Source organism: Pseudomonas sp. FW305-3-2-15-E-TSA4, from assembly GCF_058787295.1.
Map to the genome: position 1 here is coordinate 101627 of NZ_JBYSZP010000004.1, position 18384 is coordinate 120010.

The 18384-nt window shown below is 60.6% G+C and carries 13 protein-coding genes and 2 pseudogenes; 14 read left to right on the forward strand and 1 reads right to left on the reverse strand.

The window, feature by feature from the left end; translation table 11 throughout:
• The first annotated feature begins 26 nt into the window (after window positions 1-26).
• The 9 genes and pseudogenes from gap (at window position 27) to AC3WMV_RS06730 (ending at window position 10873) form a co-directional block, all read left to right on the forward strand.
• A complete protein-coding gene (gene gap, locus AC3WMV_RS06690; protein WP_095137054.1) occupies window positions 27-1028 on the forward strand; it encodes a type I glyceraldehyde-3-phosphate dehydrogenase in 1002 nt (333 codons plus the stop codon).
• Between the two features lie 191 nt (window positions 1029-1219).
• Window positions 1220-1738, forward strand: coding sequence for an RNA polymerase sigma factor (locus AC3WMV_RS06695; RefSeq protein ID WP_047599555.1), 519 nt, complete (start codon window positions 1220-1222; stop codon window positions 1736-1738).
• Window positions 1739-1862: 124 nt separating this feature from the next.
• A complete protein-coding gene (locus AC3WMV_RS06700; RefSeq protein ID WP_103367433.1) occupies window positions 1863-2828 on the forward strand; it encodes a FecR family protein in 966 nt (321 codons plus the stop codon).
• Window positions 2829-2950: 122 nt separating this feature from the next.
• The gene (locus AC3WMV_RS06705; RefSeq protein WP_103367432.1) at window positions 2951-5536 is read left to right on the forward strand and encodes a TonB-dependent receptor; all 2586 of its coding nucleotides are present in this window, start codon (window positions 2951-2953) and stop codon (window positions 5534-5536) included.
• A gap of 111 nt (window positions 5537-5647) precedes the next feature.
• Complete coding sequence (locus tag AC3WMV_RS06710; protein WP_103367431.1) at window positions 5648-6244, forward strand: biliverdin-producing heme oxygenase; 597 nt, start codon at window positions 5648-5650, stop codon at window positions 6242-6244.
• Between the two features lie 165 nt (window positions 6245-6409).
• The gene (locus tag AC3WMV_RS06715; protein ID WP_097085930.1) at window positions 6410-6805 is read left to right on the forward strand and encodes a YbaN family protein; all 396 of its coding nucleotides are present in this window, start codon (window positions 6410-6412) and stop codon (window positions 6803-6805) included.
• 657 nt (window positions 6806-7462) lie between these two features.
• Window positions 7463-8479 (forward strand): annotated as a pseudogene (locus tag AC3WMV_RS06720) (methyl-accepting chemotaxis protein); the annotation flags it as partial.
• A gap of 333 nt (window positions 8480-8812) precedes the next feature.
• A pseudogene (locus AC3WMV_RS06725) lies at window positions 8813-9337 on the forward strand (methyl-accepting chemotaxis protein); the annotation flags it as partial.
• A gap of 189 nt (window positions 9338-9526) precedes the next feature.
• A complete protein-coding gene (locus AC3WMV_RS06730) occupies window positions 9527-10873 on the forward strand; it encodes a CoA transferase (protein ID WP_103367429.1) in 1347 nt (448 codons plus the stop codon).
• A 117-nt stretch (window positions 10874-10990) separates the two neighbouring features.
• Here the strand turns inward: AC3WMV_RS06730 and arcD (AC3WMV_RS06735) are convergent, their stop codons facing one another.
• Complete coding sequence (gene arcD, locus AC3WMV_RS06735; protein WP_027612550.1) at window positions 10991-12418, reverse strand: arginine-ornithine antiporter; 1428 nt, start codon at window positions 12416-12418, stop codon at window positions 10991-10993.
• A 590-nt stretch (window positions 12419-13008) separates the two neighbouring features.
• On the opposite strand from arcD (AC3WMV_RS06735), the gene arcD (AC3WMV_RS06740) reads away from it, so the two are divergent.
• The 5 genes from arcD (AC3WMV_RS06740) to AC3WMV_RS06760 all read left to right on the forward strand — a co-directional run bounded on the left by arcD (AC3WMV_RS06740) (window position 13009) and on the right by AC3WMV_RS06760 (window position 18335).
• Window positions 13009-14436, forward strand: a complete 1428-nt coding sequence (gene arcD / locus AC3WMV_RS06740) for an arginine-ornithine antiporter (protein ID WP_097085936.1) — start codon at window positions 13009-13011, stop codon at window positions 14434-14436.
• 31 nt (window positions 14437-14467) lie between these two features.
• Window positions 14468-15724 carry an arginine deiminase gene (gene arcA / locus AC3WMV_RS06745; protein ID WP_027612548.1) on the forward strand — a complete coding sequence of 419 codons (1257 nt, stop codon included), beginning with the start codon at window positions 14468-14470 and terminating at the stop codon, window positions 15722-15724.
• Window positions 15725-15793: 69 nt separating this feature from the next.
• Complete coding sequence (locus AC3WMV_RS06750; RefSeq protein ID WP_003227481.1) at window positions 15794-16804, forward strand: ornithine carbamoyltransferase; 1011 nt, start codon at window positions 15794-15796, stop codon at window positions 16802-16804.
• A gap of 177 nt (window positions 16805-16981) precedes the next feature.
• Complete coding sequence (gene arcC / locus AC3WMV_RS06755; RefSeq protein WP_027612546.1) at window positions 16982-17911, forward strand: carbamate kinase; 930 nt, start codon at window positions 16982-16984, stop codon at window positions 17909-17911.
• 61 nt (window positions 17912-17972) lie between these two features.
• Window positions 17973-18335: a DUF5064 family protein gene (locus tag AC3WMV_RS06760; RefSeq protein WP_007908047.1), complete on the forward strand. Its 363-nt coding sequence runs from the start codon at window positions 17973-17975 to the stop codon at window positions 18333-18335.
• Window positions 18336-18384: the final 49 nt, after the last annotated feature.

An 18384-nucleotide genomic window follows, 5' to 3' on the forward strand; every position in this document is an offset into this window, starting at 1 on the left:
CAACAAAACGACGGCGGCGCTGTTCAATGACTCTTCGAATCGCAATCAATGGTTTTGGCCGCATCGGCCGTAATGTCCTGCGCGCACTGTATACCCAAGGCTATCGACAGGATTTGCAGATCGTCGCCATCAACGATCTGGGCGACAGCGCAATCAATGCCCATCTGCTCAAATACGACACCGTTCACGGCACATTCGACGCCGAAGTGGCGCATGACAATGAGAGCCTGACGGTCAATGGCGACCGCATTGCGGTCAGCGCGATTCGCAACCCGGCCGAGCTGCCATGGGCCGCGGAAAAGATCGACGTGGTGTTTGAATGCACCGGTCTGTTCACCGACCGTGCCAAAGCCGCCGCGCATCTTACTGCCGGCGCGCGCAAAGTCATCATCTCGGCCCCGGCCAAAGGCGCGGACGCTACCGTGGTTTACGGCGTGAACCACGACATTCTGCGCCAGTCGCACCAGATCATCTCCAACGCTTCGTGCACCACCAACTGCCTGGCGCCGGTGGCACAAGTGCTGCACCGCGAACTGGGGATCGAAAGCGGTCTGATGACCACGATTCATGCCTACACCAACGACCAGAACCTCACCGACGTTTATCACACCGACCCGTACCGCGCGCGCTCGGCCACGCAGAACATGATCCCGAGCAAGACCGGCGCCGCTGAAGCGGTAGGCCTGGTGCTGCCGGAACTGGCGGGCAAACTGACCGGCATGGCCGTGCGCGTGCCGGTGATCAACGTGTCGCTGGTGGACCTGACCGTGCAGTTGAAGAAGGAAGCCACGGCCGACGAGGTCAACGCGCTGATGAAAGCGGCCAGCCAGCACTCGAAAATTTTGGGTTACAACACGTTGCCGCTGGTTTCCAGCGACTTCAATCACAACCCGCTGTCGTCGATCTTCGACGCCAACCACACCAAAGCCAGCGGCAAACTGCTGAAGGTACTGGCGTGGTACGACAACGAATGGGGCTTCTCGAATCGCATGCTGGATAACTGCCTGGCGCTTTGCAACGCGGAGTAATTCCCTCCTCCCATGTGGGAGCGGGCTTGCTCGCGAAGGCGTCGTGTCAGGCAATTAATGTATCGACTGACTCATCGCATTCGCGAGCAAGCCCGCTCCCACAGGTTTTTGATTTCAATCTGAAATCAACACTTGACCACTCGACTAGATGATAAGCATTATCATTCGCTCGAAATGGATCAGGTTCCCCCGTGAGTCAATCGCGCTTCAATCATGTCTTCCTCTCTCAGCGCACGTCCCTGCTGCGCACGATCGAGCGGATGGTCAACAACCACAGCACCGCCGAAGACCTGCTGCAGGAGACCTACCTGCGCGTCACGCGGGCGCTGAGCGAGCGCGCCATCGATCACCTTGAACCCTTCGTGTTCCAGACCGCGCGCAATCTGGCGCTGGATCACCTGCGTGCGCGCAAGATCCATTCGCGAACCATGGTCGATGACGTGCCGCAGGATGTGGTGCACAGCGTCGCCGCCCCCGCCAGCAGCGCCGAAGACGCCGCCCACGCCGAACAATTGCTGGAGCGCCTGAACGTGAGCCTCAGTCAACTCAGCCCGCGTCAGCAGCAGATTTTCATCCTCAGCCGCCTGCACGGGCACAGCTATCAGGAAATCGCCGACGAGCTGAACGTGTCCCTCAGCACCGTGCAGAAGGAGCTAAAGCTGATCATGACCATTTGTATTGGCGTCGCCGAACGTCTGAATGGCGACTGAAGTCGTAGGGCTTTTCTGTAAGTGTCAGGATCGTCTGCACTGATCATTGGGCTTTGCTACCCTTGGCCGACTTTTACGCTTCACTTAAAAAACAGCCGTGCACAGACACTGCCGAGGAAACACCGTGACGGACACCCACCGCTCGCCTTCGCCGGATTCGGCGCAGGACGCTGCCAACGCAATGGATCAGGCACTCGACTGGCTCATTGTGCTCGGCAGCCCGGACGAGGAACAGACCCGGCAGTTCCATGCCTGGCTGGCGGCCGATCCGTTGAATGTCGAGGCGTTCGCCAAGGCGCAGGCGATCTGGGACGGGCCGCAAGTTGCCCAGTGCGCGCAAAGCCTCGCGGCCAAACCGGCCAAAGTCACCGTCCTCCAGCGGTTGCGTCCGCACTGGAAACCGTTGGCCACCGCTGCGGTGCTGATTCTGGGCCTGTTCGGTTTCAGCAATCTGCCGATGCGCATTCAGGCCGATCACCTGACCGTGGTCGGCGAGCGTCAGCGCCTGCAACTGGAGGATGGCTCCAAGGTGCTGCTCAACACCAACTCGGCATTCTCCAGCACCATCAATGAGCGCCAGCGCGTGGCGCGCCTGTATCAGGGCGAAGCGTTTTTCGAAGTGGCCGCCAACCGTGGCCAGCCGCTGCAAATCGATGCCGGCCCGGTGCAGGCCAGCGTGCGCGACACCGCGTTCGCCGTGCGCTATCTGGACGGCGTCGCGCAGGTCAATGTGCAGCGCGGCGATGTCGATTTGCGTGCCACGCACAACGACGCGCGGGTGCGTTTGAGCGCCGGCGAAAGCATCCGCATCGGCCCCAACGGTTTCGATCGTCCGGCCAAACTGGATACTGCCACCGACCTGGCCTGGGTTCAGGGCCGGTTGATCTTCGAGAACTGTCCGCTCGACAAGGTGCTGGCCGAACTGCGCCGCTACTACCCAGGCTGGATCATCAACACCAACGAGCAGTTGGCCGACGTCAACGTCACCGGCAACTACCGCCTTGACCAGCCGCTGGACGTGGTGCGTTCCCTCGCCCACATCACCTCGGCGCGCCTGCAGGAATTCCCCGCGCTGGTGATCCTGAACTAAATGAGAATTATTTTTACTCGATAGCCAAAGCCCGTTCGTCTCGTTATAGCCAATGCAATTGATTCGCATCTTCGGAGGCGGATCAGCACCTATAAAGATTCGTGCGACACGGAGCGCTATCGATGTCCTCTCGCCTTACCCGCCAGACTGCTACCCCTTCCCGCGTATTGTCGCTGCTGACGGCCGCCATCCTCATGGCCGGCACTGCACCGCTGATGGCTGCCAGCGAACAGCCGGCGCGCAACATGGGTGATTATTCGTTCTCCATCGGCCAGCAACCGCTGGTGTCGGCGCTCAATGCCTTCACCAGCGTCACCGGCTGGCAGGTCGGCTTGCCGGCAGAACTGGGTCAAGGCGTGTCGTCGCCTGGTGTGCGCGGTTCGCTGCCGCCGGAAAAAGCCCTGGAGCGCCTGTTGGTGGGGACCAACCTGAGCTTCCGCAAGCTGAGCAACAACAATGTGGTGCTGGAGAAGCGCGCCACCAGCGGCGCACTCAATCTGGATCAGGTGACCATCAGCGCCACCCGCCAGGAACAGTCGGTCAATAGCGTGCCGGCCACCGTCACTGTGCAGACCCGCCAGGATCTGGATCGCAACAACGTCAACACCATCAAGGATCTCGTGCGTTACGAGCCGGGCGTGTCCGTCGGCGGCGCCGGCCAGCGTGGCGGTATCAGCGGCTACAACATTCGCGGCATCGACGGCGACCGCATCCTGACGCAGGTCGACGGCGTCGAAGTGCCGGACGGTTTCTTCAACGGCCCGTACGCCAAGACCCAGCGCAATTACGTCGACCCGGAAATCGTCAAACGCGTGGAAATCCTCCGTGGCCCGGCCTCGGTGCTGTACGGCAGCAACGCCATCGGCGGCGCCGTCAGCTACTACACCCTCGACCCGGACGACATCATCAAGCCCGGCAAAGATGTCGGCGCTCGCTTCAAAACCGGTTACAGCTCCGCCGATGAGAGCTGGCTGAAATCCGCCACCGTCGCCGGGCGTGCCGAGCAGTTCGACGGCTTGCTGCACTTCAGCCAGCGCGACGGTCACGAAACCGATTCCTACGGCAGCAACAACGGCACTGGCCTGGCGCGCACCGCTGCCAACCCGGAAGACGTCAAGGCCACCAACGTTCTGGCGAAGATCGGCTGGAACTACAACGAAGATTCCCGTCTGGGCCTGACCTACGAGAAGTACAAGGACGATCGCGACACCGATCAGAAAAGTGCCTACGGCGGCCCGTACTTCAACGGCGCGCCGACCATCCCCAACAGCATGCTGCCCGGCGGCATGTACCAGTGGCGCACCGGCAATGACACCATCACCCGCGAGCGTTTCGGCCTCGAGCACAGCTTCGCCCTCGACAGCCTGCTGGCCGATAACGTGAAGTGGAGCCTCAATCACCAGATCGCCAAAACCGATCAGAGCACCGAAGAGTTCTACTATCCGATGACCCGTAAAGTGCTGCGCACCCGCGACACGGTCTACGAGGAGAAACAGTGGGTATTCGATGCGCAACTGGACAAGGCCTTCGCCATCGGTGACACCGATCACGTGCTGACCTACGGCACCACGATCAAACAGCAGAAAGTCACCGGTTCGCGCAGCGGCGACGGCAAGTGCCTGGCAGTCGGGCGTGGTTGCACCGCCATCGGCGCCACCAGCGCGGCGGACGTGCTGAAAAAATCCAGCGACTTCCCGGACCCGACCATCAACACCTACAGCCTGTTCGCCCAGGATCAGATCAGCTGGAACCAGTGGACCTTCCTGCCGGGCCTGCGCTATGACCACACCCAGCTCAAGCCGCACATCACTCAGGAATTCCTCAACACCGTGGCCGCCGATGGCAACGGCACGGTCAGCGACGCGAACAAGAGCTGGCACAAAGTCTCGCCCAAATTCGGCCTGACCTACGCCCTGACCGATAACTACACCTGGTACGGCCAGTACGCCGAAGGTTTCCGCACACCGACCGCGAAAGCGTTGTACGGGCGCTTCGAAAACAGCACCACCGGCTACAACGTGGCGCCCAACCCGAACCTGGAACCGGAAAAAAGCAAAAGCTATGAAACCGGTCTGCGCGGCAACTTCGAACAAGGCTCGTTCGACGTGGCGATGTTCTATAACAAGTACCGCGATTTCATCAACGAAGACGCGGTCACTCCCGGTTACGACGAGCTGACCTTCCAGTCGAGCAACATCAAGCACGCGACCATCAAGGGCGCCGAAGTCAAAGGTCGCCTGAACCTCGATGCGTTCGGCGCGCCGCAGGGCCTCTACACCCAAGGCTCGATCGCTTACGCCTACGGTCGCAACAACGACAACGGCGAGCCGCTCAACAGCGTCAATCCGCTGACCGGCGTATTCGGTCTGGGTTACGACCAGGACAACTACGGCGGCCTGCTGAGCTGGACCGTGGTGAAGAAAAAGGATCGCGTCGACGACAGCAACTTCAAGTCGCCGGATGGCGTCAGCAGCCAGTTCAAGACCCCGGGCTTCGGCATTCTCGATCTGGCCGGCTATTACAAAGTCACCGACGACGTCACCGTCAGCGGCGGCATTTACAACCTGACCGACAAGAAGTACTGGCTGTGGGATGACGTGCGCGGTTACGACAGCGTCGGCGAAGCCTCGGTGACGCAACCGGCCAACCTCGATCGCCTGACCCAGCCGGGCCGCAACTTCGCGATCAATCTGGTCTGGGACATCTGATCCGCACGGCCCTGCGACGCGCATTGATCAGCGCGTCGCGGGGCTTTTTTTACGGTTTGCCAGCTTCCCGTTCGTCTCGTTATCAAGCGCCTCTTTTATCAAGGACACCCCATGACCACTTCGGAAAAAGCCCTGCGTTCGCAACGCCTGAACCAGATCACCCATGAGCCGCACAGCAAGCTCGACGCCCTGGTCAAGGCCCACGCGCCGTTCGAAACCCGCGCCAACTTCGCGCGTTTCGTGGTGGCGCAGTACCTGTTCCAGTCGGAACTGGTCGACCTCTATAACAACGCTGAACTGACTGCCATCGTCCCGGATCTGCCGGCCCGTTGCCGCGCCGAAGCCGCGAAGGCAGATTTGGCGGATCTGGAAACTGAAGTGCCGGCGCCTGTGGCTGGCGCGGTGAAAAACCCAAGCAAGGCCCGTGCACTGGGCTGGATCTTTGTCTCCGAAGGTTCGAAGCTCGGCGCTGCGTTCCTGATCAAACGTGCGGTGGCGCTGGAGCTGAGCGAAACCTTCGGCGCCCGTCACTTGGGTGAACCGGAAGGCGGACGTGCCGAGGGCTGGAAAAGCTTCGTGCGCACCCTCGATTCCCTGCCGTTCACCGCCGAAGAGGAAGCCGAAGTCGAGCAAGGCGCAATCGACGCGTTCAACCGCTTCACCGTGCTGCTGGAACAGGCTTACGCCACCGAGGCCGAACCGGCCTGACACAACACAAACTCCCCTTGTGGGAGCGAGCCTGCTCGCGAAGGCGGCAGCACATTCAAGATTAATGTGACTGATCCACCGCTTTCGCGAGCAGGCTCGCTCCCACATTGGAACTGCAACAACCTGTAAGATCTCCCTTCCGCTTCAAAAGCAACCGCTGAGCCCATGCCGCAACCCGCCACCTCAAAACTCGCCCGTCTGTTGTTCGGCCTGCTGGCCTACGTCAGCCTCGGCATTGGCCTGATCGCCATCGTCGTGCCCGGCCTGCCGACCACCGAGTTCATCCTGCTCGCCGCCTGGGCCGCGACTCGCAGCTCGCCGCGCCTGAGCGCCTGGCTGGAAAACCATCGGCTGTTCGGGCCGATCCTGAGCAACTGGCGCAACGGCAAGATCATCGCGCGCAAAGCCAAGGTCAGCGCCACCATCAGCATGCTGCTGTGCGCGACGTTGATGCTGGTAATGCTCGATCACGGCTGGCCGGTGTATCTGGCGATTGCCGGGATGAGTCTGGGCAATCTGTGGATCTGGTCGCGTCCGGAAGCGCTCCCCTCCTCTTCCTGACCTCCCACTATGCTTTGTGGATGTGGCTTTTGTGGTGAGGGGATTTATCCCCGATTGGCTGCGCAGCAGCCACTAAATCAGGCATCCGCAGAGTTTCAGTTAAAACTGGTTGTCAGGTTTTGGGCCTGCTGCGCAGTCCATCGGGGATAAATCCCCTCACCACAAAGCCTCATCACCAACAGCTCCCCGGTGTTCATCAGGCTGAAACTTCCCTGTAATTAATCGCCTTTTCAGCACATTCCCCTGCGCAAACGTTTAGCGCTGACCGTTCGTCGGCAAGCGGCTCATGCCCTCTCGCTGCGCGCCGATGAGCAATGCATGGCGCTGAATGGATTTGGCGAACCGGGTAGTTCATCCCGTGGCCACCTGCTCATTCATTCACGAGATCGCCCCATGTTCGACTCTCTCTCCATTCGCCTGAAAATCGTCCTGCTCTCCGGCCTGTGCCTGCTGGGTGTGGTTGCGCTGATCGTCGGCATGAACATTTACCAGACCAATCAGAACGACGAACTGGTCAGCAACTCCAGCAACCAGTTGCTCACTGCCAGTGTGCAGAACCTGTTGCAGGCCAAAGCCGCCGAACAAGCAGTGCGGGTGCAGAAGACCTTTGGCGAAAGCCTGACGGTGATCACCGCGCTGGCCGATCAGATCAAGGACATGCGCCTGCTGGCCGCCAAGCGTTCACTGGACGCCGGGGCCCTGCGTGAAGAGTTGAACCTGAGCCTGAAAACCGCGTTCGAGCGCAACGACAAGGTGCTCGGCATCTGGCTTGCCTTCGAACCCAACGGCCTCGACGGCAAGGACAGCGAGTTCGTCAACGACGCCGCGCGCCAGTCCAACGAAGCCGGGCGTTTTGCGAGCTACTGGAGCCGCGCTGCCGGCTCGGCGCTGAACACGATCATGGTCGAAGAAGACATGACCAAGACCACCCTCAGCGTCAGCGGCACGCCGTACAACAGCTGGTACACCTGCCCTCGTGACAACAAGCGCACCTGCCTGCTCGACCCGTATGCCGACACCGTGGGCGGCAAGGAAATGTTGATGACCACCATTTCCGTGCCGTTGATCGTCGACGGCAAAGCCATCGGCGTGGTCGGTGTCGACATTGCCCTCGATGCCTTGCAAGCGGCAGCCGTAGAGTCGCAGCGCAACCTGTTCAACAACGCCGGGCACATGCTGATCGTCTCCGGCAGCGGCGTGCTCGCTGCCGACAGTTCCGATGCGACCAAGGTTGGTAAAAAGATCAGCGATACCCTCGGTGCCGATGGCAAGGATCTTCTGCAACTGGTCAGCAGCGGCACGCCGAAGATTCTCGAACAGGGCGAGCTGATTCGCGCGGTGTACCCGGTCGATCCGATTGGCAACTCGCGGGCCTGGGGTGTGGTCATCGACCTGCCGAAACAGGTGCTGCTGGCCGACTCGGTGAAGCTGCAAGCGGTCCTCGACGACGCGCAGGAAACCGGTGTGCTCACCGCATTGGCGGTGGCGGCAGTTGCCGGTTTGATTGGCTTGCTGCTGATCTGGCTGACCGCCTCCGGTGTCACTCGCCCGATCAACAATGTCGCCGAGATGCTGAAAAACATCGCCAGCGGTGAAGGCGATCTGACCCAGCGCCTGAACTACAGCAAGAAGGATGAACTGGGCGAACTGGTGAACTGGTTCAACCGCTTCCTCGACAAGCTGCAACCGACCATCGCCCAGATCAAACAGAGCATCACTGAAGCGCGTGGCACTGCTGATCAGTCATCGGAAATCGCTCGCCAGACCAGCGAAGGCATGCAGGTGCAGTTCCGCGAAATCGATCAGGTCGCCACCGCCTCCAATGAAATGAGCGCCACTGCCCACGACGTCGCCAACAGCGCGTCGAACGCGGCCAACGCCGCCAAGGGCGCCGATCAGTCGGCCAGGGACGGCCTGTCGATCATCGAGCGCAGCACCCGCGACATTAATCAACTGGCCGATGAAGTCAGCAAAGCGGTGACCGAAGTCGAAGCGCTGGCGGTCAACAGCGAGCAGATCGGTTCGGTGCTGGAAGTCATCCGCAGCATCGCCGAACAGACCAACCTGCTGGCGCTCAACGCCGCCATCGAAGCGGCCCGCGCCGGGGAAAGCGGTCGTGGTTTTGCGGTGGTGGCCGACGAGGTGCGCAACCTCGCCAAGCGCACTCAGGATTCGGTGGAAGAAATCCGCATCGTCATTGAGCGCATCCAGACCGGCACCCGTGGAGTGGTCGCGACCATGCATTCGAGCCAGACCCAGGCGCACAACAACGCCGGGCAGATCCGCCAGGCCGTGGACGCACTGGGCAAGATCAGCGATGCGGTGACGGTGATCAGCGACATGAACCTGCAGATCGCCAGCGCCGCCGAACAGCAGAGCGCTGTGGCCGAAGAGGTCAACCGCAACGTCTCGGCGATTCGCACCGTGACTGAAACCCTGACCGAGCAAGCCACCGAGTCGGCGGCGATCAGCAGCCAGCTCAATGCCCTGGCGAGCCAGCAGATGAAGCTGATGGATCAGTTCCGCGTCTAGCAAACTGCAAAAATCCCTGTGGGAGCGAGCCTGCTCGCGAAGACGGCAGCACATTCAACATCAAAGTGACTGATCCACCGCTTTCGCGAGCAGGCTCGCTCCCACAGGGGTAAGTGTTCACCTGCCGGAATTTCATCTGACCCGAGATTTTTTTGCACTATCATCGCCCTCTCTCCCGGAGGGCCTTCGATGACTGATTTACTCACGTCCATTCAAGCCGCACTCGGCTTGCCCCACACGCCGATTCCGTTCACCGCCAGTGGCGCCCTGCCCTCGGCATTCGCCGTCACCGACCTGGCCTGCGCCAGCATCGGCGCTGCCGGTCAGGCCGTCAGCGAACTGCTCCGGCAACAGACCGGGCACTTGCCCGCCGTGGAAGTCGATCGGCGTCTGGCGTCGTTCTGGTTTGCCACCTCGTTGCGGCCGATCGGCTGGGAAGTCCCGCCGCTGTGGGATCCGGTCGCTGGTGACTACGCAACCAAGGACGGCTGGATCCGCCTGCACACCAACGCCCCACATCACCGTGCTGCGGCTGAAAGCGTGCTCGGTACCTGCGCCGATCGCGCCGCGATGGCGACGAAAGTCGCGCAATGGCGCAGTGCCGATCTGGAGCAAGCGGTGGTCGAGGCCAAAGGCTGCGCCGCCGAAATGCGCAGCTGGGCGCAATGGCAGCAGCATCCGCAAGGGATGGCAGTGAATGCCGAGCCGCTGGTGCATTTCATCGATTCGCAGGATGAAAAGGCCAACGCGTGGCAAGGCTCGGTGGCGCAACCGCTGGCCGGGCTCAAGGTGCTCGACCTGACCCGCGTGCTCGCCGGTCCCACCGCCAGCCGTTTTCTCGCGGGCCTCGGTGCCAACGTGCTGCGCATCGATCCGCCGAGCTGGAACGAGCCGGGTGTCATTCCCGACATGACTCTTGGCAAACGCTGTGCGCGGCTGGACCTGCAGCAACCGGACGATCGTGCAGTGTTCGAAAACCTGTTGAAGGACGCCGATATCCTTATACATGGCTACCGTGCCGATGCCCTGGAACACCTCGGTTTCGGCGCCGAACGCCGCCGACAACTGGCGCCGGGGCTGATCGACATCTGTCTCAATGCCTACGGCTGGAGCGGCCCATGGCGCAACCGCCGTGGCTTCGACAGCCTGGTGCAGATGAGCAGCGGCATCGCCGAGGCCGGACAGCGCTGGAAACAGGCTGACAAGCCGACGCCGCTGCCGGTGCAGGCGCTGGATCACGGCACCGGGTATTTGATGGCGGCCAGTGCGATACGGCTTCTGACGCAGCGATTGAAGACGGGCCGCGGTGGTTCGGCGCGCTTGTCGCTGGCGCGTACCGCCAAGCTATTGATCGAACAGGAGCCGGGGTCGAGCGAAGCGTTGCGGGCTGAAGATGCGCAGGATCAAAACTCGCATCTGGAGCAGACCCCGTGGGGGCCGGCGCACCGCTTGCTGGCACCGATGACGATCAGCGGAACGCCGCTGCAGTGGGCGTTGCCGGCCACCGAACTGGGTTCACATCGCCCGTTGTGGTGAATTTGAAATCGCTATCGCGAGCAGGCTCACTCCCACATTTGAAATGCATTCCCCTGTGGGAGCGGGCTTGCTCGCGAAGAGGCCCGCACTGACACCACCGATGCACAATCAATCCACCTACAACGACAACACCCCGCTGTACAAACCATACGCCGCCAGCCCTGCGCCGATCAGCACACAGGCAAAAATACCTTTCTCGACCGGGGTGAACAGTGGCTCGCCCTGCTCATGCTTGGCCTTGGCGAACAGGACCACCCCCGGCGCATACAGCAGCGCCGACAGCAGCAGGTATTTCACCCCGCCGGCATACAACAACCACACCGCGTAGCACAGGGCGATCCCGCCAATCAGCAGATCCTTGGTGCGTTCGGCCGAGGCATGTTCGTAGGTTTCGCCACGTCCGCTGAGCAGCACCGCATACGCCGCCGACCACAGGTACGGCACCAGAATCATCGACGAAGCGAGGTAGATCAGGCTGGTGTAGGTGCCGGCGGAAAACAGCGTGATCAGCAGGAAAATCTGAATCATCACGTTGGTCAGCCACAGCGCATTGACCGGCACATGGTTGGCGTTTTCCTTTTTCAGGAACGCCGGCATGGTCTTGTCCCGGGCCGTGGCGAAGAGGATTTCCGCGCACAGCAGCGCCCATGACAGCAATGCGCCAAGCAGCGACACCGCCAGACCGAGGCTGATCAACAATGCGCCCCACGGCCCGACGATGTGCTCCAGCACCGCCGCCAGCGACGGGTTCTGCAAAGTCGCGAGTTCGGGCTGGCTCATGATCCCCAGCGACAGCACGTTGACCAGCACCAACAGCGCCAGTACGCCGAGGAAACCGATCACCGTTGCGCGCCCGACGTCGCTGCGTTTCTCCGCCCGTGCCGAATACACGCTGGCGCCCTCGATGCCGATGAACACGAACACCGTGACCAGCATCATGTTGCGCACCTGATCCATCACCCCGCCGAAGCTCGGGTTGCTGCGGCCCCAGATGTCGCGGGTGAAAATGTCGGCCTTGAACGCCACGGCGGCAATCACGATGAACATGATCAGCGGCACGATCTTGGCGACCGTGGTCACCTGATTGATGAACGCCGCCTCCTTGATCCCGCGCATCACCAGAAAATGCACCGCCCACAACAGCACCGACGCGCAGCCGATGGCGATCGGCGTATTGCCCTGACCGAATACCGGGAAGAAGTAACCGAGCGTGCTGAACAACAGGACGAAATAACCGACGTTGCCCAGCCACGCGCTGATCCAGTAACCCCAGGCCGATGAAAACCCCATGTAGTCGCCAAACCCGGCCTTGGCGTAGGCGTAGACGCCGGAGTCCAGTTCAGGCTTGCGGTTGGCCAGGGTCTGGAACACGAAGGCCAAGGTCAGCATGCCGATGGCGGTGATCCCCCAGCCGATCAGGATTGCCCCGGCATCGGCGCGGGCCGCCATGTTCTGCGGCAGGGAAAAAATCCCCCCGCCAATCATCGAACCCACCACCAGGGCGATCAACGCACCCAGTCGCAGCTTTTGCGTCGGTTGCGACATTCCAGTCTCCCTTTTCCTGACAACGGTTCTCGAAACCTGTTTATACCTGTGGCGAGGGGATTTATCCCCGATGGGCGGCATAGCCGCCCCAAAACCTGAGAACTCGTTCTGCCTGATACACCGCGCTGAATGGATCTGGGGCGGCTACGCCCCCCCTCGGGGATAAATCCCCTCGCCACAGGGTGTGTCTATTTCCGGGTATTAACTAAACGGATAAAGCGTAAGTACGTTTTTTGAATAACGCCAACACCCCTCTTATATATAGCCAACAACGCTAACGCATAGCTCGACTAATCGCTTTTGTGCGCGAATCCTGATTATTCGATTCTGTACTGAAAACAGATGTGAAAAATTTGCCAAAAGCTGAAAACCAACTAGCGTGATAATTCCAAAGTAATAGGAGAAATTCCCAACCACATCTGCCAAAAGCCTCTGGAATGGGCCTTTTCGGGCAGCAGCTTTATGCCATCAGCTCTTTCATAAGTCATTCATTAACAATGGAATGTGGCCATGCACTGATCTATGTCAGCTGATTGAACAGACAACAGATCTACGCTGTGAACTCTTCTCTCCTGCAATGGAGTCATGCAATGTCTGAAGCTCCCGGAAAACTACGACTCGGTGCACTGGTTGCCTTGGTAGTCGGCTCAATGATTGGTGGCGGGATATTCTCTTTGCCACAAAACATGGCCGCCAGCGCCGACGTCGGCGCGGTATTGATTGGTTGGGCCATCACCGCTGTCGGCATGCTCACCCTCGCTTTTGTCTTCCAAACACTCGCCAATCGCAAGCCTGACCTGGACGGCGGTGTCTACGCCTACGCCAAGGCCGGATTTGGCGACTACATGGGTTTCTCGTCCGCCTGGGGTTACTGGATCAGTGCCTGGCTGGGCAACGTTGGCTACTTTGTTCTGTTGTTCAGCACCCTCGGGTATTTCTTTCCGATTTTCGGCGAAGGCAACACGGTAGCGGCGGTGATCGGCGCCTCGGTGCTGCTGTGGGCCGTGCACTTTCTGGTACTGCGCGGGATCAAGGAAGCGGCGTTCATCAACCTGGTGACCACCGTCGCCAAAGTCGTGCCGCTGCTGCTGTTCGTCCTGATCGCGATTTTCGCCTTCAAACTGGACATCTTTACCGCCGACATCTGGGGTGTGAAAAACCCGGATCTGGGCAGCGTGATGAACCAGGTGCGCAACATGATGCTGGTCACCGTGTGGGTGTTCATCGGCATCGAGGGCGCGAGCATCTTCTCGGCGCGGGCGGAAAAACGCTCGGACGTCGGCAAGGCCACCGTCATCGGTTTCATCACCGTGCTGCTGTTCCTGGTGCTGGTCAACGTGCTGTCGCTGGGCATCATGACCCAGCCGGAACTGGCCAAACTGCAGAACCCGTCGATGGCCGCCGTGCTTGAGCACGTGGTCGGTCATTGGGGCGCGGTGCTGATCAGCGTCGGCCTGATCATCTCGCTGCTGGGCGCGCTGCTGTCGTGGGTGCTGCTGTGTGCGGAGATCATGTTCGCCGCCGCCAAAGACCACACCATGCCCGAGTTTCTGCGCAAGGAAAACGCCAACCACGTACCGGTCAACGCCCTGTGGCTGACCAACGCGATGGTCCAGCTGTTCCTGATCATCACCCTGTTCTCGGCCAGCACTTATCTGTCGCTGATCTACCTCGCCACCTCAATGATTCTGGTGCCGTACCTGTGGTCGGCGGCCTATGCCCTGCTGCTGGCGGTACGCGGCGAAAGCTACGAAGGCTTCGCGGCCGAACGACGTAAGGATCTGATTATCGGCGGCATCGCGCTGATCTACGCGGTGTGGCTGCTATATGCCGGCGGGGTCAAGTATCTGCTGCTCTCGGCCCTGCTCTACGCACCCGGCGCGATCCTGTTCGCCAAGGCCAAGCTGGAACTCAAACAACCGATTTTCACTAACGTCGAGAAGCTGATTTTCGCCGCAGTGGTCGTGGGTGCCCTGGTGGCTGCCTACGGTCTCTACGACGGCTTCCTGACCTTGTAACCCTTGATTTGTAATCTGGAGGATCACTGCAATGACCACGGAAAAAGTTAAGTACGGCGTCCATTCCGAAGCCGGCAAACTGCGCAAAGTCATGGTTTGCTCCCCAGGTCTGGCCCACCAGCGCCTGACCCCGAACAACTGCGATGAACTGCTGTTCGATGACGTGCTGTGGGTCGCCCAGGCCAAGCGCGACCACTTCGACTTCGTGACCAAAATGCGTGAACGCGGGATCGACGTGCTGGAAATGCACAACCTGCTGACCGACATCGTCGCCATCCCGGAAGCGCTGGACTGGATTCTCGAGCGCAAGGTCACCGCCGACTCGGTGGGCCTGGGTCTGATCAGCGAAGTCAAATCCTGGCTGAAAAGCCTTGAGCCGCGACACATCGCCGAATACCTGATTGGTGGCGTATCCGCCGATGATCTGCCGGACAGCTTCGGTGGCAAGACCATCCAGATGTTCCGCGACTTCCTCGGCCACTCCAGCTTTATCCTGCCGCCGCTGCCGAACACCCAGTTCACCCGCGACACCACCTGCTGGATCTACGGTGGCGTGACGCTGAACCCGATGTACTGGCCGGCGCGACGTCAGGAAACCCTGCTGACCACCGCCATCTACAAATTCCACCCGCAGTTCACCAACGCCGATTTCGAGATCTGGTACGGCGACCCGGACAAGGACCATGGCAGCTCGACCCTTGAGGGCGGCGACGTGATGCCGATCGGCAACGGCGTGGTGTTGATCGGCATGGGCGAACGCTCGTCGCGACAGGCGATCGGCCAACTGGCACTGAACCTGTTCAAGAACAAAGCCGTGGAAAAAGTCATCGTCGCCGGCTTGCCGAAGTCCCGCGCCGCGATGCACCTGGACACCGTGTTCAGTTTCTGCGACCGCGACCTGGTGACGATTTTCCCGGAAGTGGTCAACCAGATCGTCGCCTTCACCCTGCGTCCTGACGAAAGCAAACAGGGCGGCATCGACATCCGCCGCGAAGAAGGCAGCTTCCTCGACACTGTCGCCGCTGCGCTAAACCTGCCGAAACTGCGCGTGGTGGAAACCGGCGGCAACAGCTTCGCCGCCGAACGCGAGCAATGGGACGACGGCAATAACGTGGTGGCCGTGGAACCGGGCGTGGTCATCGGCTACGACCGCAACACCTACACCAACACCCTGCTGCGCAAGGCAGGCGTGGAGGTCATCACCATCAGCGCTGGCGAACTCGGTCGTGGTCGCGGCGGCGGCCACTGCATGACCTGCCCGATCATCCGCGACCCAATCGATTACTAAACCTCTGAGCCTTGGCCGCGACTTACAAAGCGCGGCCAGGGGGATAACCGACACCGAAGGAGATCCATCATGGCTTTTAACATCCACAACCGTAACCTGCTCAGCCTGGAACACCACACCCCACGTGAGCTGCGTTATCTGCTCGACCTGTCCCGCGATCTGAAACGCGCCAAGTACACCGGCACCGAGCAGCAACACCTCAAGGGCAACAACATCGCCCTGATCTTCGAAAAAACCTCGACCCGCACCCGTTGCGCGTTCGAAGTGGCGGCCTACGACCAAGGCGCCAACGTCACCTACATCGACCCGAACTCATCGCAGATCGGCCACAAGGAAAGCATGAAAGACACGGCCCGCGTGCTGGGTCGCATGTACGACGCCATCGAATACCGTGGTTTCAAACAGGAAATTGTCGAAGAGCTGGCGAAGTTCGCCGGGGTGCCGGTGTTCAACGGCCTGACCGACGAATATCACCCAACGCAAATGATCGCCGACGTGCTGACCATGCGTGAACACGCCGACAAGCCGATCCACGAAATCAGCTACGCCTACCTCGGCGACGCGCGCAACAACATGGGCAACTCGCTGCTGCTGGTCGGCGCCAAGCTCGGCATGGACGTGCGCATCTGCGCGCCGAAAGCCCTGTGGCCGCACGACGATCTGGTCGATCGCTGCAAGAAATACGCGGAAGAATCCGGCGCGCGCATCACCCTGACCGAAGACCCGAAAGCCGCGGTCAAAGGCGTCGATTTCATCCACACCGATGTCTGGGTGTCGATGGGCGAGCCGGTTGAAGCCTGGGCCGAACGTATCCAGCAACTGCTGCCGTACCAGGTCAACAAAGAGCTGATGAAAGCCACCGGCAACCCGCGCACCAAGTTCATGCACTGCCTGCCGGCGTTTCACAACAGCGATACCAAGGTCGGCAAACAGATCGCCGAACAGTATCCGCACCTGGCCAACGGCATCGAAGTCACCGACGACGTGTTCGAGTCGCCCGCCTGCATCGCCTTCGAGCAAGCGGAAAACCGCATGCACACGATCAAGGCGATCCTGGTCTCGACCCTGGCTGATCTGTAAACCAATACAGCTCTCACTGACACGACACGGTCACTGTGGGAGCTGGCTTGCCAGCGATAGCGGTGTGTCAGCCAGCGACAATGTTGCCTGATCCACCGCCATCGCGGGCAAGCCCGGCTCCCACAGGGACCGCATTCGTCCTGCGAGCTTTCACTGTTTTCCAGAAGGACATGCACCATGCGTATCGTCGTAGCTCTGGGCGGTAACGCCCTGCTCCGTCGTGGCGAGCCGATGACCGCTGACAACCAGCGCGCCAACATCCGCATCGCCACCGAGCAAATCGCCAAGATCCATCCCGGCAATCAACTGGTCATCGCCCACGGCAATGGCCCGCAAGTCGGCCTGCTGTCGCTGCAGGCAGCGGCCTACACCTCCGTCACCCCTTACCCGCTGGACGTGCTCGGTGCCGAAACCGAAGGCATGATCGGCTACATCATCGAACAGGAACTGGGCAACCTGCTGGACTTCGAAGTGCCGTTCGCCACCCTGCTGACCCAGGTTGAAGTCGACGCCAAGGACCCGGCCTTCCAGAATCCAACCAAACCGATCGGCCCGGTCTACGACAAGGCTGAAGCGGAAAAACTCGCTGCTGAAAAAGGCTGGGCCATCGCTCCGGACGGCGACAAGTTCCGTCGTGTGGTGGCCAGCCCACGGCCAAAACGCATCTTCGAGATCCGTCCGATCAAGTGGCTGCTGGACAAGGGCAGCATCGTCATCTGCGCCGGTGGCGGCGGCATTCCGACCATGTACGACGAGCACCGCAACCTCAAGGGCATCGAGGCGGTAATCGACAAGGATCTGTGCTCGTCGCTGCTCGCCGAGCAACTGGAAGCTGACTTGCTGGTGATCGCCACCGACGTCAACGCGGCGTTCGTCGACTATGGCAAGCCGTCGCAGAAAGCCATCGCCGAAGCCCACCCGGATGAACTCGAACGCCTCGGTTTCGCCGCTGGCTCCATGGGACCGAAGGTGCAGGCAGCCTGCGAATTCGCGCGCCATACTGGCAAGGTCGCGGTGATCGGTTCGCTCGCGGACATCGAAGCGATCGTCCAGGGTACTGCCGGTACACGCGTCAGCACGGCGAAGCCGGGCATCAGCTATCGATAATTAGAAACTCAAGGGCAGGCTCAGGGTCTGCCCTTCTCCCATGCCTTGAAAGGAGAAACCCATGGCCCAGTTTGAACCCGGTCATTTGCATATTGAGCGGCACGCGCTGACTCCGGATGACGTCAGTTACAACGTGCACCTCGACTATGAAGTGTTCACCGATCCGCAGAAAGGCAAAGGCATACAGTTCACGATGCACGGCAACCTTCAGGGCAAGGACATGAAAGAGACCTTCTTCCTGCCCAAAGAGGAGGCCTACAACTTTGCCAACAATGTGACGAAAATCGCCGAGAAGTACGGCATTCCCAAGACCCACAGCCAGATCGGCTCGGTTCACAAGCATTACGACATGATGTTTGAAGACATCCGCAAGCAACTTGATATGAAGTCCGGCGACCCGGTCAATCTCGAGCACTTCGAATAACCTGGATTTTGCACATCCCCTGTAGGAGTGAGCCTGCTCGCGATAGCGG